Source organism: Microcoleus sp. N9_B4 (assembly GCF_036701635.1).
Lineage (GTDB): Bacteria > Cyanobacteriota > Cyanobacteriia > Cyanobacteriales > Microcoleaceae > Microcoleus.
Genome location: NZ_JAUBRC010000001.1, coordinates 77461 through 100745, shown reverse-complemented (window position 1 = coordinate 100745; position 23285 = coordinate 77461). Strand labels below are relative to the sequence as shown.

Sequence of the window (23285 nt, the reverse complement as noted above, 5' to 3'; positions counted from 1 at the left end):
TGACTCAAAATCAATTGCCAATTACCGATCGCCAATTACCACTTACCAATTTCTAAATATCACCTCGAATTTCTTCGACTATGCCGTCTCGGAGGAGAATTTCTACTTGCATTTTTTGAATCAAGTTTTCTCCCAGGCCGACAGTGAATGTGCCGTCAATTTGACCTTGACTCACTTCTTGTTCCAGGTCTAGCACCTGCACTTGCTGAAGTTGTTGCAGGTTTTGGTTTTTCTGTTCTAGCAGTTCGCTTTTTCTTTGATTCACCTGCACTTGAATGTTTTCTATTTGCTGCATTACTTGCGGGCCTGGGGGCTGTAGATTTTGCTTTTGGATTTCTGAAACCATCCGCTGCCCTTGCATTTCTAACTGCTGTAGCTGAGAGTCTATTTGGTTGATTTGGGCTTGGAGTTGCTGTTGAGCTTCTTCTTTCCAGCGGGGAGTAACGACGACTTTAACGTTAATCGATCGCTTCAAGAGTAATTGTGGTTCCATAAAGTTGTTGCTTGTCAATTAGGAATTAGGCATTAGTCATCAGTCATTAGTCATCAGTCATTAGTCATTAGTTCGTAAACATTTGCTAAGGGCTGAGGACTAAGAACTGAGAACTGAGTAATGGGACTCGGGACTTGGGAAAAGTTTTCCTTCGCTATTCCCCAAGTCCAGCGAATATTTCAAAACATCCCGTCAATCATATCGCGGTAGTGTTGCGTCACAACCGGGCGCTTAATTTTCAGGGTCTGGGTCAACATTCCATTTTCCATCGAAAATGGCTCCTGAATCAACCGGAACGGGCCAATGCGATCGTCCGCGCGGTATCCGGGGCGATTTTGCACCTCTCGGTTCAATTCTTTGCGAAATAAATCTTGAATTGTCTTGCTATTCCAGTCAATTTCGTGTAAAGGGGGATTCTGAGTTTCTGCCCATTTCTGCACGGCTTCTGCATTGGGGACAATTAAGGCACCGACGGATTTCTGGTCTTGACCTACTAGCATAATTTGGTCGATGTAGGGGCTGCGGACGCAGGCGTCTTCTATGGGCTGGGGTTCGATGTTTTCGCCGTTGCTGAGGACGATCGTATCTTTAGCCCGCCCGGTCAAGATTAAGTCATTTCCCGGTGTCAGCCAGCCCAAATCGCCGGTGTCGAACCAGCCTTCGGAGTCTATGGCCTTGGCAGTCGCTTGGGGATTGAGATAGTAGCCCTGCATAATTTGCGGCCCCCGTGCCAATACTAAACCGCGCTGGCCTGTTGGCAATTGCTGTCTGGTTTCTGGGTCTACTATTTTAATTTCCGTATGGGCTAGAGGCTGTCCTGCGGAACCTTTAAGATTGTGCCAAGGGCGGCGGACGGTTAAAACCGGCGAAGTTTCGGTTAAACCATATCCCACTAATAAACCGATATTCGCTATTTCAAAGAAATTGTCTATATGCGCGGCCAAAGAACCGCCACCGCTAATCGCCCATTTTAAGCGTCCCCCTGTAGCTTCCCTGACTTTTTTGTAAACCAGTTTTTCGGCGAGGGCGTGGACGGGCGTCAACAGAATGCTTTTGATGCGGGCGATTAGTTTTTCGGAAGCAGAAGCCGATTTCAAACTAAGAGTTAATCCTTGGAAAATGCGGCGGTTCTCGATGTATTGCTGGCTGGCAGATAACAGGAAATTTACCAATTTTTGCTTGTTTGCTGGCTGTTCCCGAAATTGCTTTTGTACGGCCTCGTAAATCGATTCCCAGATGCGCGGAACGCTGACCATGTAATGGGGTTTGTAAGTTTTAAAGTCTTGTTTGAAATAGCGAATATTGGTGTAAATTTGGGTGCATGCTTGGGAAAGCAGGAAGTATTCGACACTGCGTTCGTAGGCGTGCCAACTGGGCAGAATGCTGAGGGCAGATTCGCCGGCTTCGGGCTGGAGAATTGTGCCCAAGGTGGTGAGTTGGTGCAGCAGGTTCCCGTGAGTCAGCATGACGCCTTTGGGTTTGCCGGTGGTGCCGCTGGTGTAGAGGAGGGTGGCGAGGGTTTGAGGCTTGTGGTTGGTGGGTTTGAGGGGACGGTTTGCCCCTGTGGTCATGACTTGGGAAAATTTGACTGTGCTTAGGGTTTGGCTGGTTTCCGGTTCTTCGTCGGAGAGGAGGACGATGAGTTGAATGGGTAAATCGGGGAGGCGGTGTTGCAGTTTTTTCAGTAATGCCAGGTTTTCGACTACCAAGGCGGTGCTGCCGCTGTCTTGGATGATGTACAGGAGTTCTTCGGGGTCGGCGGTGGCGCCTCGAACCGCGTTGGCCGCCCCGGCCATCATGATGCCTTGGTCGGCTATCAGCCAGCGGGGGCTGTTGTCGGCGAAGAGGGCGACGCGGGGAGGGACTGCTTCTTCGGGATTTGGTTCGATGCCGAGGGCTTGGAGGCCGGCGGCGAATTGCTGGATTTGTTGGTACAGGTCGGTGTAGGTAAGCTTGATTTCTGGCTGGCTGTGGGGGTCGTGGAGGGCGACGGTTTGACCGAATTTTTGTTTGACGATCGCCCAAATTTCGGGTATCGATTGGATGGAACTGTAATCGATTAGACGGCTGAGGTTAGCGCGTTCGCGATCGGTGATTTGAGATGATGCGTAAGATGCTGTGCTGTTCATAGGGTATTTTCCTGAGTTTATGGAGATAAAGTTATTGGCTATTAGTTTAATATCACAGTTATTTTAGAACTATCTGGCAGTGTCGTGACAGTTTGCCAACCTGCCATTATCGATTGAGAAAATTAGAGATGCAAGATGATGAAATTTATAGTTGCATAGAAACATATGAATTTATCAAGGTTGATAGTAATTGCTTTAAGTGCGATCGGTCTAATATCATGTGGAAATAAGCCTTCCAAGTTAGTCGCCGATCCGCAACTGGGAAACAGTGGACGAACATTTGCCGATTGGTGTCGCCAAAAAGCTGATTTGAGTCCCGAAGCTAAACATACTGTTGAGGAGCTGTTGAAGATAGCCGGGACTACTGAGTGCGATGCCGCCGATCGAAAACTTTCGAGTCTCCCGGGAGTCGGACTGATTGATGACCATAAAATCAGCGATATCAAACCGCTAGAATCCTTGACTAACCTGACTGTGCTCATCCTCATTGGCAATAAAATCAGCGACATCAAACCCCTAGAATCCTTGACTAACCTGAAGCATCTTGTCCTCAGCAACAATCAAATCAGCGACATCAAACCCCTAGAATCTTTGACTAACCTGAAGGAGCTTGGTCTCAACAATAATCAAATCAGCGACATCAAACCGCTAGAATCTTTGACTAATCTGACTGTGCTCAACCTCGAAAGCAATAAAATCAGAGACATCAAACCCTTACAATCCTTGACTAAACTGACTCGGCTCCACATCAGGGGAAACCCGATCGCACCCAAGACTTGTCCTCTCAAGCCCGAGTCTATCTGTCAGTGGTAACTCTGAAATTAAATGCTCAAACTTTTATGAATGGGGTGGCTTTTTCAAACGCGATCGATAATCCCCTCCCACAGTTCGGAAATAGGATGCAATTTGCCTTCTTTAATTTGCTGGAGGGAGGTGCGGAGGCTGGCTAAGACGAGTTCGGCGGGTTCGTCATCCGGATCTGCGGGCGGAGTGACGATATGGCGGCTGATTAATAGTTGGTAGAAGTCGTCCACAGACATTACAGCGAGTTGAGCGGATCGATCGAGACTGAGGCTGTGCTGATTAAAGTACGATCGCGAGTTCGAGTCGCACATCGGCTTCAGTCAGGGGGAGATTGTCGGGAAGGGCGATCGTAATTTGCATGATTTATACTACATTTTAATTTCAATTGTCTCTGAAGTGCGATCGTTACAGATTCATTTAACTTTGATTCATGCGCTGTATACTTCAAGATTAAAACGAGTAGATATAGCCTTTCTCAAAAAGATGAACCATGAATTAGAATCTCCGTCCGCGACGGTCGGGGAGTATGTCAAGGATGTCGAAACAGCCTCATCAAACAAACGACAAAAGGTAGTTATGGCGATCGCGCCCCAGAAATATTCTCCCCCCTCCTCCCCTTTCCCCAACTCATTCACTGCCCGCGCCTTGCGACTCACCAAGCAATCTCACGCACTATACCCCCTTCCCCTATCTCCTTTGGGGCTAATGGAAGTTTCCGTAATTTATCTTAACTATAAAACTCAAAACTCAAAACTCTTCACCAGCCCCTATCTCCCTTCAGACAGAGGGCAGCCTTCGTGATTTCCCTTATGATCAATATAAGGTTAACTTCTAAGTACCCTTGTTAAAAATAAATTGTGCAAACAATAGGGGAAAAACTAATGAATAGTCAAGAAAACCCGACCCACACGGGCAGCGAAAATCAAGTCACGCTACCAAAATCTAGGGAAATATTGCTCGGCGAGGAAACAGAAAAAGCTCTCGGTCAGCAAAAACAAGAAGATGCTCAAACTATGCGCGCTGTCGAACAGTTGAAAGAAGAACTTCAGCACAAAATAGATGAAGAATGTCATCACAAGATAGATTAAAACTAATAGGTTTTTTTTTAGGGTGTGGGTAAAATGTGGTCTTGCCCACACTCGCCATGGGCAGGCAAAAGGCAGAATTAAATAAAAAAATTTAAATTAATTTTTTTTATTGCTTAAAAAAACAGTCTTGGGTGTACGGGAGACCATACACCATCTTTTTTAAGATAACTATAGCAATCCTAAATCAGTTGTAAAAATATGTATGGGTAGTACCAAGAGTGCCTACCCCAGCCAAGGCGGGCCACCACGGGGGGTTGGCCCCTACAAGAATTACACAAATCATTTAGGATTGCTATACTTCATTGCAACCAGCATAAGCTGTCGCGCATTTAAATTGTATATTCAGGGCGGGCGGGACGCCCAACCCCTACTCCCCACAAGACTTTTATTTTTTTTGACATACAATTTCAATGCCGCAACAGCTTAAAAGGTAAAAAAACAAAAATTAAGTAGGAAAGTCGCAGTTGGTTCAAGACCGAAAATATCTGTTCCATATTCCCTATTCCATATTCCCTATTCCATATTCCCTATTCAATTTATTATTCATTCTTTCTTCCTAGAGGTAGAGTGCAACGCAGCTCCTAGTTACCTATGATGAGTTTAAGTAAAAAATGTCAAATTAGATACAGATAGGGAGAAACCCATGAGCGTTGAAGATAGAGCAAAGGCAACTGGCAAAAACATCGAAGGCGCTGCTCAAGAAGCCCTAGGCAATGTTACTGGCGACCCGAAGGATAAAGCAGAAGGCAAAGCCAAGCAAAAACAAGCTGAAGCTGGTCATGCCATCGAAGATGTCAAAGATGAGCTCAAAAAGAAACTAGACTAAGCCTCATACTAATTGAAAGGGTCGAACAACCTGACCCTTTCAAGTATTCAGATTGTTTTCAGAAGGGAGGAAAAAAGGTGAGTTTATTGCAGCAGAGTCGCAAAATAATTGCGGGCTTACTCTTGGTATTAATGCTGGCTATTACTACTGCCTGCGCGCCCAGCGTTTCAGCCCAAAAACCGACTGATGTACCTGTAGCAATTGGCGGCAGTCAGGGTTATTACGCGCAGCTAGAACGTGGCAATACCGCCGCAGGTCAAGATTTTGGTCAATGGGTAACAAAGACGGCTAAGGGCTTGGTTCAGGATGCTTACGTGCGCGACAATAACAAATTGGGAGTTGTAATTACCCCGCAAGTCCGTCCGACTGAAGTGAAAGATTTGGCGAAATCTTTAGCACAAGGTTTTCACCGCAATTTCCCAAATCAGGATGTAAGTGTTTTGGTTTACGCTCCTGACAAAAAACTGATTTTGACTGCTAAGTACGACCAGCAATCAAATCAGATTGAATACAAGTCTTGACCTGGTTAGCAATCTTAAATGATAGCCGCGTGGCGGTTTAATATTCCGCAGTTTTTTGAAGGCGAAACCATCTCAATTTAAGACTGAAATGTTGTGTAGATTGGAAGAGAGTTACCATGAGTAGCAGCGATAATTACAAGCGTCAAATCATGAACGATTTAGCCCAGGGCGATCGAGAAATGATGCCGGAGACAACGGGTGAAGATTACGAAAACTTTGACGATTTTGCTCAGAGAACTTCGCCTGCTCAGCGCAAACAATTATTTGGGCGTTCCCTGAATCACGACTCCCTCCCGCCGGCTCAGTTGGAACCGGAATTGCAAAAGGCGATCGCCCAAATTAAGCCCAATGAACGCGACGATGTAGCGCGGGAATTCTTCAAGCATTTGGGCAAGAGAGGATTGGACGATCGCCAATTGGAAAAGCAGCTAGGACTTTCTACTCACCACGCCAGCCGCATGAATGCTGACGATGTTACCAAGTTGGCCTCGTTCACCTATCACAATCACCCGGATATTTTCCGAGAAGTGCTGGCAGAACAGCCGAGTTTGATGAAGTTTTTGGGAAATCCAGTTGTTGCTGGTATTTTGGGAATAGTTGCTGCTAAATGGCTCAACAACCGGAAATAATCGAGCAAACACTTGCACTATTGACTGCAAATCTTTTTGATTACAATTATATCAATTCCGGCTGCGCCGGAATGATATAGAGGACACGGCAGTGCCGTTTCCCTACCGCGATTAGTTGTAGGGAGACGGTACTGCCGCTTTCTGATTTCGGGTAATATTAATTCCGATGCAACCAGAATTGATATTACTAATTATTCCTCACATATAAAAATAGCTGCACAGCAGTCAACAGCGGTACACCTGACAGTCCGCAAAATTAAATGTAGGATTAAGTGTTGCCGTGAATCAGAAAAAAAAGATGAACGTATCCACTATTTGGCGAAAACTCCGCAGCCAGCAAGCCTTCTGCTTGGCTGCACTCCTCGCAGGTTGCCTTGTATTTATCGGTTGTTCCCCCGCCCAGTCAGCGGCTGGCAATTCAGTCGATCCCAAGTTGAAAGAGCAAGTCTTGCAGATTATCCGCGAAAACCCGCAAGCAATTTTAGATTCGGTACAAGCGTACCAGCAACAACAGCAGCAGTCTCTCAAAGCAGCGCAGGAATCATTTTTGCAGGAGATGAAAACTAATCCCAAATCTTCGATCGGGGATTCTCCCACCACGGGTTCAGCTTCGCAGCAGATTGTACTTTTAGAATTCTCTGACTTTCAGTGTCCGTTTTGCGCGCGCGCTCACGATACTGTCAAGCAGTTTATGGCAAAACACCAGGACAAAGTTACTTTAGCTTACAAGCATTTCCCCTTGACTTCTATTCACCCTCAAGCGCTACCGGCAGCTAAAGCAGCTTGGGCGGCGGGCCAGCAGGGCAAATTCTGGGAATATTACAGCGCTTTGTTTGAAGGGCAGAAAGATTTAGGCGAGCCATTGTACGCATCGATCGCCCAAAAGCTCAATCTAAAATTAGATAAATTCAACACCGATCGCAACAGCCCCGCTGCCGAAGCCGCCATTGCCAAAGACGTGCAACTCGCTCAACAACTGGGCATTCAAGGGACTCCATTTTTTATTATGAACGGTCAAACTTTCTCCGGGGCGATCGAGCTTTCTGAGATGGAAAGCATTCTGGCATCTGTCTCGAAATAAGTAATTCGTGACTCTGGGAAACCGAGTATAAAAATGCGTTCCCAGCCAAAGCAGGCTGGGAACGAGAAAAACCAGAAAAACTCGAAAAATCTTTGATTAAACCGCAGCCAACTCAGGAGTCGGACGCTTGCTGTGGCGGATACCCTCGATCGCCGCTGCGTAATCATTCGCCTTAAACACCGCAGAACCAGCGACGATCGCATTTGCGCCCGCTTCCAGAACCTGCCAAGTATTGTTCCCCTTCAAACCGCCATCTACCTCAATCCAAGGATCGAGGCCCTTGTCGTCGCACATTTTACGCAACTGGCGAATTTTCGGCAAAACAGCCGGGATAAAACTTTGACCACCAAAGCCCGGATTGACGCTCATAATCAGCACCAAATCGCACAGTTCCAGCACGTACTCGATCAACTCCAAAGGCGTCGAAGGATTCAGAACCACACCAGCCATTTTGCCCAATTCCCGAATTTGGCCGAGGGTGCGGTGCAAGTGAGGCGAAGCATTATGCTCGGCGTGAACCGAAATAATGTCAGCGCCAGCCTTAGCGAAGTCCTCGACGTACTTCTCCGGCTCCACAATCATCAAGTGGACATCGATCACCTTCTTAGTAACAGGGCGAATTGCCTCAACAATCAGCGGCCCGATAGTAATATTAGGAACAAAGCGACCGTCCATCACATCTACGTGAATCCAGTCAGCCCCAGCTCGATCGACAGCTTGAATCTCTTCTCCGAGACGGCTAAAATCGGCTGATAATATGGATGGAGCAATAACGATGGGTTTTTGGGATTGGGTCATGGCTAAGTCTGTTCTCCTGACTGCTGTGCTGTATCCAGTTTATCAAAATACGGGTCTCCGGGTCGAAAACTTGCCAACGATCGGTCGCGAGATTGGGAGGGCAGAAAAATTTGGCCTGTGACAGACAATTTTGGCGATATCCCCAGCCCGGATCTCCGAATTTGGGTTTAGGAGATCAATTTTCCCTCTAACAAATAACTTTTGTGCAAAACCCAACCTTCTGCAAATTTTGAGTAGCGAATTGTCAGTAACGAGCGGGCTAAAGCCACGCTCGCTTGTAAGAGAAATCGAGCAAGCTATGCTGACCAGACCCCTCGCAAGAGGAGACGTTATTTAGGTCACGACACCGGCGAATGCGACGCCAGTTTTGGGCTCTGTCACCTGCGATTAAACAGTTTTAAAGTCACTGAAACAGTGTCGCAGGTCTAACAAGCCTTGATAACCAGGTCGAGGCGAACATTACCCCGCAAGGGAGACTGAGGCAACCATACCTCATCGGAGGGGCAACCATACCCCTCCAACCCGAAAGGGGAAAGATTCAAGGCGATTGAAATCGCCGAGTCGTTTTCCTCTCAGGACTGAAGTCGCTGAGTTTCCCACTTACCGAGTTTTTTTATGAAAAATACAGATCCCTTAGAAAATCCTGAACTCGATCGTGCCAGTCTGTTTGTATTAATGATCCCAGTCATCGGCTTTTTCCCCGCCCTGTGGACTCTTTACCGCCGTCAGGGTAGTCCCGAACGCAAAGCCATCAGCCGCTTGGCAATTGCCCTTGCTTTTAGTTGGCTCTTAGGACATATTCTTTTAGAAGCTGGAGCGATTTCTGCGGAATCTCCGACACTTCCCATGTTATTAATGAGTAGCCTGCTAACAACCAGCTATTTCATCGTTGCTCTGGGACTGATGGTTCGCCTCTGGAAGCGTCAACCGCTATGGTTACCCGGAATTAGTCGCGTAGCCGAGCAAGTAGTAGGCAAACATTTATCATAATTTAGGGTTATTTTAAGCCCCTACCCTATTGATTGATTGCGTCTTCAGCTTGATACTACATATTGCCATTATCTTTTTTATTTTTGTTGTGTGTGAGGAAGCCAGTGCCAGCTCAAAAAATTCCTAATCAAGACCCTATCCAACAATCAACTGCTCAACCTGCCACCAAAAAAGCTTCCCAGCCCCATCGAGGCCGCTGGCTGGGTTTTGGTTTTGGTTTGGCTGGAGTAGCCATGCTCTCAGCCACAGCCGGAGCATTGCTAGCCGTCTCCCTTTCTACAACGCCGCTTCAGCAACAAAAGTTGAGCCCTGAAGAAGCGGCGGTGTTTTCTCAAGGCGACATGGCAAAGCTCAGCATGAAAATGCCGGAGCTGACTCGGCCAGTTAATATTTTAGTTTTAGGACTTAAAGTTCTGACCTCTGACATCGAAGGAAGTGTCAACAAAAATGTCGGACACGAGGTTTGGGAAAACTCCTTTAAGGGCTTAACCGATACCATGCTGTTGGTTAGGTTTGACCCTCAAAATAAAAAGTTAAGCGTGCTTTCCATTCCGCGAGACACCCGCACCTATGTTGAAGGCAGGGGCGAGGTGAAAATCAACGAAGCTAATTACTACGGTGGCCCGGCTTCGTCAGCGAAGTCAGTCAGCGGACTCCTGGGCGGTGTGGGAATTGACCGCTATGTCACAGTTAATATTCATGGCATAAAAAGTTTGGTAGATGCCCTTGGTGGTATTACTATTAATGTCCCTAAAGACATGAAGTATACCGATGAAAGCCAGCATTTATATATAGATTTAAAGGCTGGCAAGCAGAAACTCAACGGCGAACAAATCGTGCAATATTTGCTTTACCGGCACGACGATTTGGGCGACATCGGGCGGGTGCAGCGCCAACAATTGTTGATGCGGGCTTTTGTGGAACAGGAAGTAAATGTAGGTTTGCTGTCTCGCTTGCCGAAGATTTTGTCGGTGATTCAGTCTCACCTTGACACGAATTTGAGTATAGAAGAATTGGTAGCTTTGGCTGGTTTTGCTACTCAAACCGATCGCGCTAGCGTGCAGATGTTGATGGTTCCCGGCAAATTTAGCGATTCTAAGGACTACAAGGCAAGTTTTTGGTTGCCAGACCAATATGCCATCGAAACTATGGTGGCGGAACATTTTGACTTCGGCCAAAATACTTGGACAATTGAGAATGCTGATTCGACTTTTCTGAATGTGGCGATTCAAGATAGTACCGGAGATCCATCGGCTGTTGAAGATTTTGTCAATACTCTGACTCAAGCCGGTTATCGGAATGTTCAGGTTTATAAGGATTGGCCAGAACCGCTGGAGGTAACTACTCTAGTAGCTCAACAGGGCGATATTAAAGGTGCTCAAGCGATTCGCCAGTTTTTGGGTTTTGGAGATGTGCTGGTTGAGAGTACCGGTTCTTTGCAGTCAGATGTGACAATCAGATTGGGTCAGGATTGGTTGGAGAAAAAGGCTCAGTCCGGCGGGGCGGCTAAGTCTTTTTAAACTGGATTATAACTGGGGTATTTGTAGGGACACAGCATTGCTGTGTCCTCTTATTTTCTGTTGGTAGAGATGGAGGCGATCGCTTTTTTGTCGATTTACTGATACTATATTTTTTGGTGATGCTCAATCACGATCGCCATAGCGATACTTCCCTCCGCAATCTCAACTGAAACAATAATCAACGAGGGAAAGCTTAAGATATTTTATAAAGGTAGGGTTGATGAACAAGGGTGCTAAAATAGACCGACAGCGGGAACATCAGGCAAATGAACGCACCTTTCTGGCATGGTTACGAACTTCACTCGCTTTAATTGGTTTTGGATTTGCGATCAGTCGGTTCAGTTTATTTCTCCGTCAATTTCAAGCTACAGTGACTCAGCAAGAAGTTTCCTCCCCTCCCTTCTTCAACTCAGAAACTTTAGGGCTGAGTCTGGTCGTTTTTGGGATTGCGGTCATTGCCTTAGCAGCATGGCGTTATAATCGAGTTTTCTGGCAAATTGAGCGAGGTGATTATCGCCCAAATCGTGTGCTAATTTGGATTCTGACTGGAGTTGTAATGATTTTAGGAACGTTAAGCATTCCGTTGTTGCTATGGCGAGATCGCGGAAATATAGCTCCCACTTCAACTCCTAAAAATTCTCAATTCTAAGTTAACCCGATCGGTTAGCTAAAGTGAAAATAACCCCAACCATATCATTAATATTTTGTGCATCTAGATTGTCTATGGTGTTCGAGAGATGGGGAGAGAATTTGACGATTTTCGATCGGGTGATCGAAATATACAATTTAACGGCAGTACAACTTACAAGCGGAAGCAAGTGAAATGAAGCCACCGCACCCACAACCAACCTAAAAAACTCCCCACAAAATAAGAGATAAAATCTGACCAACTAAAGTGATTTCCCAAAATCAGCCTTCCGGGTAAAGTAGCTCGCATTGCTTGTAAAAACGGAGGTGTCCACAGTTGGAGAAACTCTACTCCGCAGGTAGCTAGACACACAGCTACAGCCGCCCTAATTGGGGACAATCGCGGCAATATCAGAACTACCAGCAAAATCCAAAATACCTCATAAGCTATGCTCCCAAAAGAGTCGTTGAACCATTCCGGTGCAGGGCCGCGAGAAAATCTCACTACGTAACCTAAAGGGATAATCACGATTATACTGATGAGCAGGGTAATTCGATATTTTAAAAAACGGCGATGGCGAGATATTGGGGAAGTCATTAAATTTGAGACAAGTTTTTTGGTTCACTTTAACGCTTTTGCTGTAGTATGGCTTCAACTCTCCCAACAGTGACATGAGATGAATGATTACATCGATATTTACTGCGAACGTACCATGCCTGGTTTATGGAGTGAACCACTAAATGCTCTATCTAATATTTCTTTCCTCATTGCAGCATGGGCTATTTTTCAATTGACTCGGCGACAGCAAAAAGTAGCCATCGGTATTTGGATATTGATTACTTTAGCCACCAGTATTGGTATTGGAAGTGCCCTATTTCATACATTTGCGACACAATGGGCGAGATTACTAGATGTGATTCCTATTATGCTCTTTCAGCTTGGGTTTTTATGGCTCTATAGCCGTCAAGTAGTTAGGATGAAATATGGATATGCAGGAGGATTGCTCGTAGGGTTTTTCTTTGCCAGCAACTTCAGCAATAATTTTACAAATGTTCTCAACGGTTCTCTTTCTTATGCTCCTGCATTTTTAGTATTACTAGGGCTTGGACTATATCACTATCAACAGCAAAAACGTGAGCCCTTTGTTCTATTAGCAGCATCGGGGGTATTCCTGTTAGCCCTTTCATTCCGCACTCTCGATCGAGCAATTTGTCCTTACTTTTCAACCGACACTCATTTTCTTTGGCATCTTTGTAATGGTATTTTGCTGTACTTATCAGCAAGAGCATTAATCCTAAACAGGTCTTTGATGGACTAGGGAGCTATTAACTTTAAAATCAGAATTAGCCAAAGTCTTAGCTAAGCTGCTTCACTGCTATAAGGTTAATCGCGATCGCCCACAGGTAAACTCAGTATAAACCCTGTTTGACCAAGTATTGCTGCATCTAGTTTGATATCGCCGCCGTGGGCCCGTGCGATTTCCCTTGCTAAACTTAGCCCCAATCCCGATCCTTCTATTTTTTGGATCTGAGTCGAGTCACCGCGATGGAAGCGCTCAAAAATACGATCGCGCTCCCTCAAAGAAATATCTTGAGAGCTATTGACAATTTTGACAATTACTCTTTTTCCCTGACAGTTAGCCTGTAACCTGAGCCAACCCTTCGGTAAATTATATTTAATCGCATTACCAACTAGATTTTGCAAAACCTGCACCAGCAAATCGCGATCGCCCTTGATATATAAATTGGGAGCAATTGCCATTTGCACATCTAAATGCGGTGCTAGCAGTTCCATATCTTCGGCAATTTCCGATAGCAAAGCCGACAGATTCACCTCAACCAAATGTAAACCCATACGTCCGGCATCGGCGTGAGAGAGTAAGAGAAGTTTACGGGTTATTTCACTCAAACGGCGCACTTCATCCAATAAATTACTCAGGGTTTGCTGCACCTCAGAACCCGATTCAACTTGATGCAAAGCCCGTTCTAGTTGACCTTGCAAAATTGCCAGAGGAGTCTTTAATTCGTGGGCGGCATCTCCACTAAAACGAGAAGCTTGTTTAAAACTTCGCTCTAGACGTTCTAACATCTGATTGAACACAAAAATTAATTCTACAAACTCTATATCCGTTGCTCCGTCAGGGACGCGCCGATCGAGTCCTTGTACGGTGACATTGCGAATTGCGATCGTGAGTCGCCCAATGGGATACAGAATACTCCGCGATATCAACCAGGCTCCACCTGCTACGAATAACAGCACTACGGGAATAGAAATTAGAAAGATATTGCCAATCGATGCCATTTCCCGATCGATCGCTTGTAAATTAACAGCGATCGCTATTTGAGTCTGAGGAGAATGAATCGCGCCCACACGCCAAACTGCCCTGCTAGTACGCTGGGTTGCTAGCTTAGCTTTGAAAACTCGAGGAAAATTGGGTCGATCGAATTGAGGAGGCCGATCGCGCGGGGGTCTTCTTTCTCTCGGTGAAAATGAATCTGGTCGATCGGGAGGTGGCGGATTGGGAGGTGGTGGATAGAGTGAATCTGGTGGAGGGGGAGGTTCTAATTGAAAAGGTATTCTGGCAGGATCTGGAGGGGGCTGGGGCAGCGATCGCCATAATGAATTAGCATCAAGTCCATCTTGCCACTGGCTCGATCGATAGAGCAAATTACCATCTCTATCAGTCACCAGCAAAGCCGCGGTTGTTTCCCCATCATTCATGCCCAAAACTGAGGGCAAAGAATCACTATAAACATCCCATTGCGTCGATTGCGGGCGGGTAGATTGGATTAACTGATTCTTGATTTCAGCATCAAGACGTTTGACCTTAGCATCGTAAATCAACCACCACGAAACAATACTAAAGCCAATCAGAGCAACACTTGCCAGAACAGCAGATAATAGAGTAATCCGAAAGCGAAAAGATTGCAGTTTCACGATGGGGAATCTGGTTTGCGAAACCGATAGCCAACGCCCCGCACGCTCTCAACCCATCCTGTACCGCCGATCGGTTCAATTTTCTTGCGAATGCGTTGAATACATACATCTACCACATTCGTATTCGGATTAAAATCATAACCCCAAATATGTTCGAGGATTTGCGTGCGGGTGAGTACCCTACCGGGCGATCGCATTAGATATTCCAACAGATTAAACTCGCGGCTTGTAAGTTCTACCGCATGGCGATCGCAAGTAACTTCTCGCAGAATGCGATCGAGCTTAACTGGGCCAACGCTTAGAATATTTTGCCCGCCGCCCGAAGCCCGCCGTACCACAGCATAAATCCGAGCCACTAACTCCTCAACAAAAAACGGTTTAGCTAAATAGTCATCAGCACCGAGATGTAATCCTTCAATGCGATCGTCGAGTTCATTGCGAGCAGTTAATAAAATCACCGGTACGTTGCGTCCAGCCTTTCGCAGATGTTTGAGGATAGATAATCCGTCTTTTCCCGGCAAAACAATATCCAGGACGATCGCGTCGTACTCGTTATCCATCGCCCGATCGTAGCCATCATTGCCATTATCGCAATAATCCACCACAAAACCTTGTTCTTTCAAGCCGATACAAACAAAATTGGCAATTTTTTCTTCATCTTCAACGTATAGAACATTCATAGATTTACCGATTAGGTTGCGATTATACCGCGAGCGGGGATTTACTTAAATTACAAAACTGTAATCCATCCGCAGTGTTGCAGGTAATGTTTGGGGATTGTGATGTAGTTACAAACATTTTTAGGTCGGCGATCGTAACTCTCATGAAAATTGCTTCACTACTCGCGTTACCTGCTACAGCCTTGCTGCTGGGATTTAGCAGCTTGACTTTTCCCGATCGGACTACAGCTAATTCTAATACTCTACTCGCCCAGAGCCAACCCGAACCCACTCAAGCGCCCAGACATCCGCCCCGTATAGATTTTGCCGCTGCGGCCAAACAATTAGGAGTCACCGAAGCCGAGTTAATCGAAGCATTGGGCCTACCCGCCAAACCGCCCGAACCGCCAACTGAAAATAATCGCCCGCCCAGCCCACCGCCCCGTCCTCGTTTAGATATTCCCGGTGCAGCGAAAAAGTTGGGAGTCACCGAAGCAGAGTTGATTAAAATTTTGGGCATTCCACCGCGCCCACCGGGCGATCGTAATTTACCTCAAAATTCGGAAAAACCCTAATTTCTCCAGATTACAAAACTGTAATCCTAGGACAGGGGTAAATGTCATATTCAACCAACTTAATGATTGTAGAGACTAAATCCAAGGCAGATTGAGAACTCATTTCTTTAGCCTGACAACAGATTCAAACTTAGAAAACTAATCCGGGTAATTACATCATGCCAGCACTATTTCCTAATTCAATCAATGCACCAGGCAATCCTCCCCAAAATCAAGGCGCACCGGGCAACCCACCTCCCCAAAATCAAGGCGCACCGGGCAACCCACCTCCCCAAAATCAAGGCGCACAACTTACGAATTCTGCTTTACCTCCCCAAAACCAAACTCCACCCCCTCCGCCAGCTAACAGTATTAGCACCACAGCAGGAAACGACAATATTACCGGAGATAGTTTAGATAACTTCATCCTAGGTAGTAGCGGCACAGATACCATAATTGGAGGATTAGGCACGGACACAATGAGCTATCTTTCCCTTACCAGCAGCATTAGTCTTGAGGCGAAAGGTATTGTAGATAAAGGCGCAGCAGGTACAGATACCCTGCAAAATATAGAACAAATAATTGCTCCTTTAGGACAGAGTAATACCATCGATGCTTCGACAGGTAGCGGCACAGCTTCTATTAATGTGGATTTGTCGCAGAATCGTTTGGCTGTTAACAATCTACCCGGTATCGGCACTCTGAATTTTACGGTAGAGAATTTCGTTAACGTCACAGGTACTCCGAATGTAGATGTCCTTACCGGAAACATCGAAAACAATTCTTTAGTAGGAGGGGATGGTAACGATACACTCTCAGGTTTGCGCGGCAATGATACCCTGATTGGAGTCAATCCATCAAGTGCTACACCGGGAAGCAATGAAACCGATGTACTGATTGGGGGTCGAGGTAGAGATATTTTTGTTCTCGGTGATGTCACCAAGACATACTATCAGGGAACAGGAGTTGCACTGATTCAGGATTTCCAACAAGGAATCGATCGCATCCAGTTACGCGGGAGTATTTCTGACTACAATATTGTTGGTAACTCAATCAATTTGGCTGGTACATCTGACCAAATAGCTGTCATTCAAGGCGGCTTTACTCCTGATAGTTTCCTGTTTGTTTGAACTATCAAGTTTTAACTGGTTAACTGGTTCCCCGGCTCCAGCCGGGGAACCCATATCTAGAGGCTCTGCCTCGCTTGGGAAGGAAATGGAGGCAGAGCCTCCCGATCAGCGTTACCAGGCTGGAGCCTGGTAACGAGTAATTCTTCCAGCACCAAAAGAGCAAAAGCACTAATTTTCTGTAAATACCGATCGCCCTTTAATCCAATCGAGTAAAATAGGATTGACCAATTCCGGCGCTTCATCCTGGGGACAATGGCCTACTCCCTCCAAAGGAATAAACTTTTCAACAGCCGGAAACTTTGCCAATTCTCGCCCCAATGCGATCGGTTCCCAAGGGTCATCTGTCCCCCACAAAATCAAAGCCGGACAGCTCAAACGCGGCAACAAATCCTCCGGTAGCGGGCCTTGAGAATAACTGATAAATGCCACAAATACTTCGACTGCGCCACTGTCTTTGGCAGGTTCCAGCAGCATATTTACCAGTTCGTCGCTGACAGCTTCAGGACGGCGATATGCTTGCAAAAGCACTTTTTTTACTGTTTTTGGCGTTGCTAATTGTTTAAAAAATAATTGACTTATCAACTTGACATTTAAAACTTTTTGTGCGATAGGCGCTCCCATACTGCGATACCAAGGCAATTCGGCGCGTTTGCGATCGTGCAGCAACCGCAGGGAACAATTGAGTAAAATTACCCCAGAAGCAATGTCGGGAAAATCCACAGCCGCTTGCATTATTGCCACACAGCCGATCGAATTTCCTACCAAAAAAGCCGGCCCGCCCGCAACTTCCCGACAAAAATCAGCAATTAGCTGTCCCCAAGTTTCAAAAGTATAGTCAATCTCAAGTTTGGGCGCGGGTTTAGCAGAACCGCCAAAACCGATGAGGTCGATCGCATAACAGCGGCAATCAGCAGCCAGCGCCGGCAAATTCTTGCGCCAGTGGCCCCAAGACGCACCAAAACCGTGGACAAACACCACCGCAGGCCCCTGGGAACCAGCAGCCTGGTAGCAAATGGGAAAGCCTTTCCACAGCCAAGTTTGAGGTGCAACAGCAGTTGACGAAGTGGGAGTAGAAGATGTCATGCGATTTTAGATTTTAGATTTTAGATGAATGCAAGGCTGCAAAGAACTCAAGTCATTACTACAAACCGTATCGCAATTCGAGGCAACCACGGGGAGATGGCCCCCACTGCATAAATCCTCACCCTTCCTTCTTCCTTCTTCCCTCTTCCCTCTTCCCTCTTCCTTCTTCCTTCTTCCCTCTTCCTTCTTCCTTCTTCCCTCTTCCTTCTTCCTTCTGACTTTGCAGTTAGAGCCGATATTATGTCACGATTAAACCTGCTGACTTCTTTGCTGTATTAAAATTTCCCTTATGCCAACGATCGTTTCCACTGCAGTCGTACCGTTTCTGGGGTCAGAAATCGTACCAGACTACGACACCGCCAAAGTAGTAATCTTGCCAATTCCCTACGAAGCTACCACCACTTACCGCCGGGGGTGCGAAAACGGGCCGGCCAAACTTCTAGAAGCTTCTCATCAACTCGAGTGCTACGACGAAGAATTGGATTCCGAAGTTTGCTACGATGTCGGAATTTATACACAAGAGCCGATCGCCGATACCCGCAACAGGCAACCAGTTTCATCCTCAGAAATGCTGCAAGTCACCCAAGCAGCAGTCTACCAGCTAGTCACCGAAAATAAATTTGTGATCTCCCTCGGAGGCGAACACAGCATCACTGCCGGCGTTGTCGAAGGTTATCGCCAAGCATACCCGGATGAACCTTTCACAGTCGTGCAAATCGACGCCCACGGCGACTTGCGACACGAATACGAAGGCTCGATTCACAACCACGCCTGCGTGATGCGGCGTGTTGTAGATATGGGCTTACCGACACTGCAAATCGGGATTCGCGCTATCTGCAAGGAAGAAGCCGACTTGATTAAAGCAAAACAGCTAAACGTGATTCGAGCCAGAGAAATCGCTACTCAACCGGATTGGGCAGATCGGGCAATTGCCAGCATAACAACTAAGCGAGTATTTTTGACGATCGACTTAGACGGCATCGATCCGACTTTAATTCCAGGGGTGGGAACACCCGAACCGGGCGGGTTAAATTGGTATTCCCTCACCGGATTTTTGCGTCGCGTCTTCGAGTCCTACGAAGTAATCGGGTGTGACATTATGGAATTAGCACCTATTGTAGATTCTGTAGTCTCAGAATTTACCGCCGCCAAATTAGCATACAAACTTATTGGATACCAAGCTCTGGCTCAAGGTTGGCTAAAGCCAGGCGAGGAATAAATCGCGAAGTACGAATCACAATAGGCTGTTGGCAAGGCTAGAATTAAGCTAAAGCCAAACCACAGCCAATTTTATTCGTGCTGACAGTTTCATCTTTCATGCTGGCAAATACTGCTCTTCACCTCCTGAAAACATGAGTTTAATAGTTGATACAACGGGTACTCCCATTAACGGCTACGCTCCCGATTTTGAACTGCCGGGAGTTGACGACGAAGTTCACCATTTAGCTCGATATTTAGAAAAATTTCGGGCGATTGCGGTGATATTTATGTGCAATCATTGCCCTTACGTGCAGTTGTATCTCAATCGTATGAAAGAACTTCAAGCAGATTTTCAAGATCGAGATGTTACTTTAATCGGGATTAATGCTAATGATGCAAACCAGTATCCCGACGACAGTTTTGAGAACATGAAAATTTTTGCCACCAACAATCAACTCAACTTCCCGTACATCCGAGATGTTGCTCAAGATGTGGCTGAAAGTTTTGGGGCTTCTAAAACGCCGGAGGTTTTTTTGTTAGACCAAGACGGCAAACTGCGCTATAAAGGTTTAATTGACGACAACGCTGACGATCCGGCGGCGGTGCAGGTCTCTTATCTGCGAAGTGCGATCGACCAATTGCTCAACAGTCAAACCGTTGAGCCTTCAACTACAGAGGCGATAGGCTGTTCCGTCAAATGGCGAGCATAGGCAGATTTAAAATTAACGTTCCGGCACTAATTATTAACTGGTTCCCTGGCTGTGCCTGGGAACCTATCTCCAGAGGCTCTGCCTCGTCAAAGAGTGGAGGCAAATTCGAGGTACACCCTCCGCATCTGCTTTACCAGGCAGAGTCGGGTAAGGAGTAAAAAGATTCAAAACAATTTTCTGTGAACTTAAAAAGTAGACGTATTCCCAACTTAATTCTCGCAGTCGCCTTCATGCTAGCACTGCTAATTAGTTGGAACTTATTTAATAACTTTTCCTCAGTCGATACGCTGCAGCGCACCTCCTTAAACGTATCCGCTGCTATCAGTCTCTCGAAAGCTTTAGGGGAAATCAAAACTGTTTATCAAAGCAGTAATCCGAATTTTACTATTATTTATAATTTCGGTGCTTCCGGCGCCCTCGCACAGCAAATTCAGCAAGGAGCACCAGTAGATGTATTTTTAAGCGCCGCTACACAACAAATGAACGAATTGCAGCAATCTAACCTGCTAATTAACGACACGCGCCGCAATTTGCTAACAAATCGCCTAGTTTTGATTACCCCCAAAAACGGCTTGGCTTTGAGCGATTTTAAACAGTTGACAGATGCCAAAATCAAGAAAATTGCGATCGGCGAACCCAAGAGCGTACCTGTGGGCCAATACGCTCAGGAAATGTTAACTAAGCTTGGATTGTGGCAGCAACTCCAGCCAAAATTAGTGCTAGGAAATAACGTCCGCCAAGTGCTGACATTTGTCGAAAGCGGTAACGTTGATGCTGGCATAGTTTATGCGACTGACGCCACAGCCTCCGACAAAGTAACTGTGCTGCTAACGGCTGCCGAAAATTTGCACTCGCCCATTGTTTATCCGCTGGCAGTTATCAGAAACAGCCGCAATCCCGCTGCGGCGAAAGCGTTTGTTGACTTTTTGGCGGGCGATCGGGCTAAAATAGTATTTCAGAAATACGGATTTGGGATAGTTCGATAATTAGGCGTAAAAATTATAAATATTCATAAACCCTTCTTCACCTTCTTCTCTTCCTTCGTGTTCTTCGCGTCTTCGCGGTTCGTTAAAAAAAACTCCTTCACAAATCATTTAAGACTGCGATAGTTAATCCCAAATATGGAATTTGACTTATCTCCGCTCTGGATTTCTCTTAAATCATCTGCAATTGCGACATTTTTTACTTTCTTTCTGGGAATAGCCGCCGCCCGGTGGATGCTTTCAACTCGCATCAGAGGTAAAGCTTTGATTGAAGGGATTTTCATTTCTCCCTTAGTTTTGCCGCCGACAGTAGTGGGATTTTTGCTGCTGCTGCTGTTTGGGAGAAATGGGGCGATCGGGCAATTTTTGCTACAATTCGACTTAACTATAATTTTCACTTGGCAAGCCGCCGCCATTACTGCCACAGTTGTCTCATTTCCCCTCATGTACAAAACTGCTTTGGGAGCTTTTGAGCAAATTGATGCCAATCTTCTCAATGCTGCTCGAACTTTGGGAGCCTCGGAGTGGCAAGTCTTTTGGCGGATTATGTTACCGCTAGGATGGCCGGGAATTTTAGCAGGAACTATTCTCGCATTTGCTCGCGCTTTGGGTGAATTCGGCGCGACGCTGATGTTAGCGGGGAATATTCCCGGACAAACTCAAACTATCCCGATGGCAATTTATTTTGCTGTGGAAGCAGGGGATATGAGGCAAGCTGCTATTTGGGTTTTGATTGTTCTTAGTCTTTCTTTGAGCGTGCTAACTGCTGTTAATTTTTGGACTGATTTACAAAGGAGATCGCCCAAACCGAATTCGAGCCACAGACTGCCATCTAATATTCCCAAAACCGCGTTTTATCTTACCACAAAAGACCAAAAACAACAACCGGAAAGCGGACTTTGTTTAAGCATTTTTAAACCTCTTTCCAGCTTTGCCTTGGATGTCGGCTTCGATATCGGCCCGGAAGTGCTGGGAATTTTGGGCGCGTCGGGTTCCGGTAAGAGCATGACTCTGCGCTGCATCGCTGGTTTGGAAACTCCCAGCAGCGGTAAAATTGCAGTCAATGGCAGGGTTTTATTTGACTCAGCACAGGGTATTAATGTAGCTTCTAAAGACCGCCGGATCGGTTTTTTGTTTCAAAACTATGCTTTATTTCCTCACCTGACTGTTGCTCAAAATATTGCGTTTGGCTTGCAGCATTTATCTGAAATCGAGCAAAAACTTCGGGTAAAAGAACAGCTAATTTCGGTGCAAATGTCGGGACTGGAAAACCGCTACCCGCACGAACTTTCGGGGGGCCAACAGCAGCGGGTGGCTTTGGCGAGGGCGATCGCCCCTTCTCCCGAATTGCTGCTGTTAGACGAACCGTTTTCTGCTTTGGATACTCACTTACGCAGTCAACTGGAACGCGAGTTAATGCAGACTCTGGCTAATTATCGGGGCGTTACTTTGTTTGTCAGCCACAATTTAGAGGAAGTTTACCGGGTGTGCAAAAATCTATTGGTGTTGGCAGAGGGAAAGCCGATCGCCTTTGATACCAAAGAGAACATTTTCGATCGCCCTGGCAATTTCACTGTCGCCCAGTTGACGGGCTGTAAGAACTTCTGTGCCGCTAAACCGATCGCAGAAACTCTCGTGGAGGCGATCGACTGGGGCTGTACTCTGACGGTAGTCGAACCAATTCCCAAATCTCTAGTTTTTGTGGGAATTCGGGCTCATCAACTGAGTTTTGTTAGCGGGTGCGATCGTGAAAATACTTTTGCTTGTTGGATCGCCTCGACCGTGGAAACTCCGCACCGGGTGACATTATATCTCAAATTGCACTCGCCTCCCAATAATTCCCAAGATTATCACTTGCAAGCCGAAGTTTTCAAGGAAAAGTGGAGGGCTATTAAGGACAATCCTTTTCCCTGGTATGTTCATATCGAGCCAATTAGGTTAATATTAATGGAAGCATGAGTTAACTAGCAATATACCGTTAACCGTCAAGACTCAACAGTTAACCGTCAAAACTCAACAGCTAAATACATATTAACCAAACATCAAATCATGACTGAAAAAGTTCAAAAAACCGACGCAGAATGGCAACAGCAACTCACGCCTGAACAATTCAAAGTTGCCCGCAAAAAAGGAACGGAAAGAGCTTTTAGCGGCGAGTATCACGACAACAAAAAGCCCGGAACTTATAAGTGCATTTGCTGCGGAACAGAGCTATTTAAATCAGAAACCAAGTATGATTCCGGTACCGGTTGGCCGAGTTTCTACGCTCCAGTTAGCGAAGAAAATGTCAAGTGCGAGTCGGATAACACCTTGTTCATGCGCCGCACCGAGGTACTGTGCGCTGTTTGCGACGCTCATCTCGGTCACGTATTTAACGACGGCCCGAAACCTACCGGTCAGCGTTACTGCATGAATTCTGCTGCTCTTAATTTCGTCCCCAAGGATTGAGTCTTTTAAGGGCGGGCTAAGAGTGCCAAACCCCTACTCCCCACAAAAAATCAATCCGGTTGTGGAACAGGCAT

25 protein-coding genes are annotated in these 23285 nt (G+C 46.2%); 17 read left to right on the top strand and 8 right to left on the bottom strand.

Annotated features, from left to right (window positions below):
* Nucleotides 1-52 precede the first annotated feature (52 nt).
* Together QUA43_RS00420 and QUA43_RS00415 are read right to left on the bottom strand one after the other, a co-directional pair.
* A complete protein-coding gene (locus tag QUA43_RS00420) occupies nt 53-493 on the bottom strand; it encodes a YlqD family protein (RefSeq protein ID WP_006631983.1) in 441 nt (146 codons plus the stop codon).
* Nucleotides 494-672: 179 nt separating this feature from the next.
* A complete protein-coding gene (locus QUA43_RS00415; RefSeq protein WP_333370057.1) occupies nt 673-2622 on the bottom strand; it encodes a long-chain fatty acid--CoA ligase in 1950 nt (649 codons plus the stop codon).
* Between the two features lie 165 nt (nt 2623-2787).
* Here QUA43_RS00415 and QUA43_RS00410 point away from each other — a divergent pair, with 165 nt between their 5' ends.
* Nucleotides 2788-3435 carry a leucine-rich repeat domain-containing protein gene (locus tag QUA43_RS00410; protein ID WP_333370055.1) on the top strand — a complete coding sequence of 216 codons (648 nt, stop codon included), beginning with the start codon at nt 2788-2790 and terminating at the stop codon, nt 3433-3435.
* A 44-nt stretch (nt 3436-3479) separates the two neighbouring features.
* Here QUA43_RS00410 and QUA43_RS00405 read toward each other — a convergent pair whose 3' ends face one another.
* Nucleotides 3480-3737: a hypothetical protein gene (locus tag QUA43_RS00405; RefSeq protein WP_333370053.1), complete on the bottom strand. Its 258-nt coding sequence runs from the start codon at nt 3735-3737 to the stop codon at nt 3480-3482.
* Nucleotides 3738-4307: 570 nt separating this feature from the next.
* Between QUA43_RS00405 and QUA43_RS00400 the strand changes: the two genes are divergently transcribed.
* The 5 genes from QUA43_RS00400 (at nt 4308) to QUA43_RS00380 (ending at nt 7571) form a co-directional block, all read left to right on the top strand.
* Nucleotides 4308-4514, top strand: a complete 207-nt coding sequence (locus QUA43_RS00400) for a hypothetical protein (RefSeq protein WP_333370051.1) — start codon at nt 4308-4310, stop codon at nt 4512-4514.
* Between the two features lie 643 nt (nt 4515-5157).
* Complete coding sequence (locus QUA43_RS00395) at nt 5158-5340, top strand: CsbD family protein (protein WP_333254282.1); 183 nt, start codon at nt 5158-5160, stop codon at nt 5338-5340.
* A gap of 77 nt (nt 5341-5417) precedes the next feature.
* The gene (locus QUA43_RS00390) at nt 5418-5861 is read left to right on the top strand and encodes a hypothetical protein (protein ID WP_333370049.1); all 444 of its coding nucleotides are present in this window, start codon (nt 5418-5420) and stop codon (nt 5859-5861) included.
* A gap of 116 nt (nt 5862-5977) precedes the next feature.
* Entirely contained in the window at nt 5978-6490 is a 513-nt protein-coding gene (locus tag QUA43_RS00385) for a hypothetical protein (RefSeq protein WP_333034605.1), read from the top strand.
* 298 nt (nt 6491-6788) lie between these two features.
* Complete coding sequence (locus QUA43_RS00380; protein ID WP_333370047.1) at nt 6789-7571, top strand: DsbA family protein; 783 nt, start codon at nt 6789-6791, stop codon at nt 7569-7571.
* A gap of 96 nt (nt 7572-7667) precedes the next feature.
* On the opposite strand, the gene rpe is transcribed toward QUA43_RS00380, so the two are convergent.
* Entirely contained in the window at nt 7668-8369 is a 702-nt protein-coding gene (rpe, locus tag QUA43_RS00375) for a ribulose-phosphate 3-epimerase (RefSeq protein ID WP_333370045.1), read from the bottom strand.
* 615 nt (nt 8370-8984) lie between these two features.
* Between rpe and QUA43_RS00370 the strand changes: the two genes are divergently transcribed.
* From QUA43_RS00370 to QUA43_RS00360, 3 genes are all read left to right on the top strand, one after another.
* Nucleotides 8985-9359, top strand: coding sequence for a hypothetical protein (locus QUA43_RS00370; RefSeq protein WP_172192965.1), 375 nt, complete (start codon nt 8985-8987; stop codon nt 9357-9359).
* A 104-nt stretch (nt 9360-9463) separates the two neighbouring features.
* Nucleotides 9464-10879, top strand: coding sequence for an LCP family protein (locus QUA43_RS00365; RefSeq protein WP_333370043.1), 1416 nt, complete (start codon nt 9464-9466; stop codon nt 10877-10879).
* Nucleotides 10880-11099: 220 nt separating this feature from the next.
* The gene (locus tag QUA43_RS00360; protein ID WP_333370041.1) at nt 11100-11528 is read left to right on the top strand and encodes a DUF202 domain-containing protein; all 429 of its coding nucleotides are present in this window, start codon (nt 11100-11102) and stop codon (nt 11526-11528) included.
* 153 nt (nt 11529-11681) lie between these two features.
* Here QUA43_RS00360 and QUA43_RS00355 read toward each other — a convergent pair whose 3' ends face one another.
* On the bottom strand, nt 11682-12104 hold the full coding sequence (locus tag QUA43_RS00355) for a DUF2809 domain-containing protein (RefSeq protein ID WP_333370039.1): 423 nt from the start codon (nt 12102-12104) through the stop codon (nt 11682-11684).
* A 79-nt stretch (nt 12105-12183) separates the two neighbouring features.
* Here QUA43_RS00355 and QUA43_RS00350 point away from each other — a divergent pair, with 79 nt between their 5' ends.
* Nucleotides 12184-12825: a ceramidase domain-containing protein gene (locus tag QUA43_RS00350; protein WP_333370037.1), complete on the top strand. Its 642-nt coding sequence runs from the start codon at nt 12184-12186 to the stop codon at nt 12823-12825.
* A gap of 65 nt (nt 12826-12890) precedes the next feature.
* On the opposite strand, the gene QUA43_RS00345 is transcribed toward QUA43_RS00350, so the two are convergent.
* Nucleotides 12891-14444 carry an ATP-binding protein gene (locus QUA43_RS00345; protein ID WP_333370035.1) on the bottom strand — a complete coding sequence of 518 codons (1554 nt, stop codon included), beginning with the start codon at nt 14442-14444 and terminating at the stop codon, nt 12891-12893.
* On the bottom strand, nt 14441-15124 hold the full coding sequence (locus QUA43_RS00340; protein ID WP_333370033.1) for a response regulator transcription factor: 684 nt from the start codon (nt 15122-15124) through the stop codon (nt 14441-14443). The genes QUA43_RS00345 and QUA43_RS00340 overlap by 4 nt, the downstream gene beginning before the upstream one ends.
* Nucleotides 15125-15267: 143 nt before the next feature.
* Between QUA43_RS00340 and QUA43_RS00335 the strand changes: the two genes are divergently transcribed.
* A complete protein-coding gene (locus tag QUA43_RS00335) occupies nt 15268-15678 on the top strand; it encodes a hypothetical protein (RefSeq protein ID WP_333370031.1) in 411 nt (136 codons plus the stop codon).
* Nucleotides 15679-15836: 158 nt separating this feature from the next.
* Nucleotides 15837-16787: a M10 family metallopeptidase C-terminal domain-containing protein gene (locus QUA43_RS00330; RefSeq protein ID WP_333370030.1), complete on the top strand. Its 951-nt coding sequence runs from the start codon at nt 15837-15839 to the stop codon at nt 16785-16787.
* A 168-nt stretch (nt 16788-16955) separates the two neighbouring features.
* Here QUA43_RS00330 and QUA43_RS00325 read toward each other — a convergent pair whose 3' ends face one another.
* The gene (locus QUA43_RS00325; RefSeq protein WP_333370028.1) at nt 16956-17870 is read right to left on the bottom strand and encodes an alpha/beta fold hydrolase; all 915 of its coding nucleotides are present in this window, start codon (nt 17868-17870) and stop codon (nt 16956-16958) included.
* Nucleotides 17871-18159: 289 nt separating this feature from the next.
* On the opposite strand from QUA43_RS00325, the gene speB reads away from it, so the two are divergent.
* The 5 genes from speB to msrB all read left to right on the top strand — a co-directional run bounded on the left by speB (nt 18160) and on the right by msrB (nt 23211).
* Complete coding sequence (gene speB / locus QUA43_RS00320) at nt 18160-19089, top strand: agmatinase (protein ID WP_333370026.1); 930 nt, start codon at nt 18160-18162, stop codon at nt 19087-19089.
* A gap of 133 nt (nt 19090-19222) precedes the next feature.
* Nucleotides 19223-19780 carry a thioredoxin family protein gene (locus QUA43_RS00315; protein WP_333370024.1) on the top strand — a complete coding sequence of 186 codons (558 nt, stop codon included), beginning with the start codon at nt 19223-19225 and terminating at the stop codon, nt 19778-19780.
* A 179-nt stretch (nt 19781-19959) separates the two neighbouring features.
* Complete coding sequence (gene modA / locus QUA43_RS00310; RefSeq protein WP_333370022.1) at nt 19960-20766, top strand: molybdate ABC transporter substrate-binding protein; 807 nt, start codon at nt 19960-19962, stop codon at nt 20764-20766.
* A 135-nt stretch (nt 20767-20901) separates the two neighbouring features.
* Nucleotides 20902-22722, top strand: coding sequence for a molybdate ABC transporter permease subunit (modB, locus tag QUA43_RS00305; RefSeq protein WP_333370020.1), 1821 nt, complete (start codon nt 20902-20904; stop codon nt 22720-22722).
* 90 nt (nt 22723-22812) lie between these two features.
* Complete coding sequence (gene msrB, locus QUA43_RS00300; RefSeq protein ID WP_333370018.1) at nt 22813-23211, top strand: peptide-methionine (R)-S-oxide reductase MsrB; 399 nt, start codon at nt 22813-22815, stop codon at nt 23209-23211.
* The last annotated feature ends 74 nt before the right edge of the window (nt 23212-23285 follow it).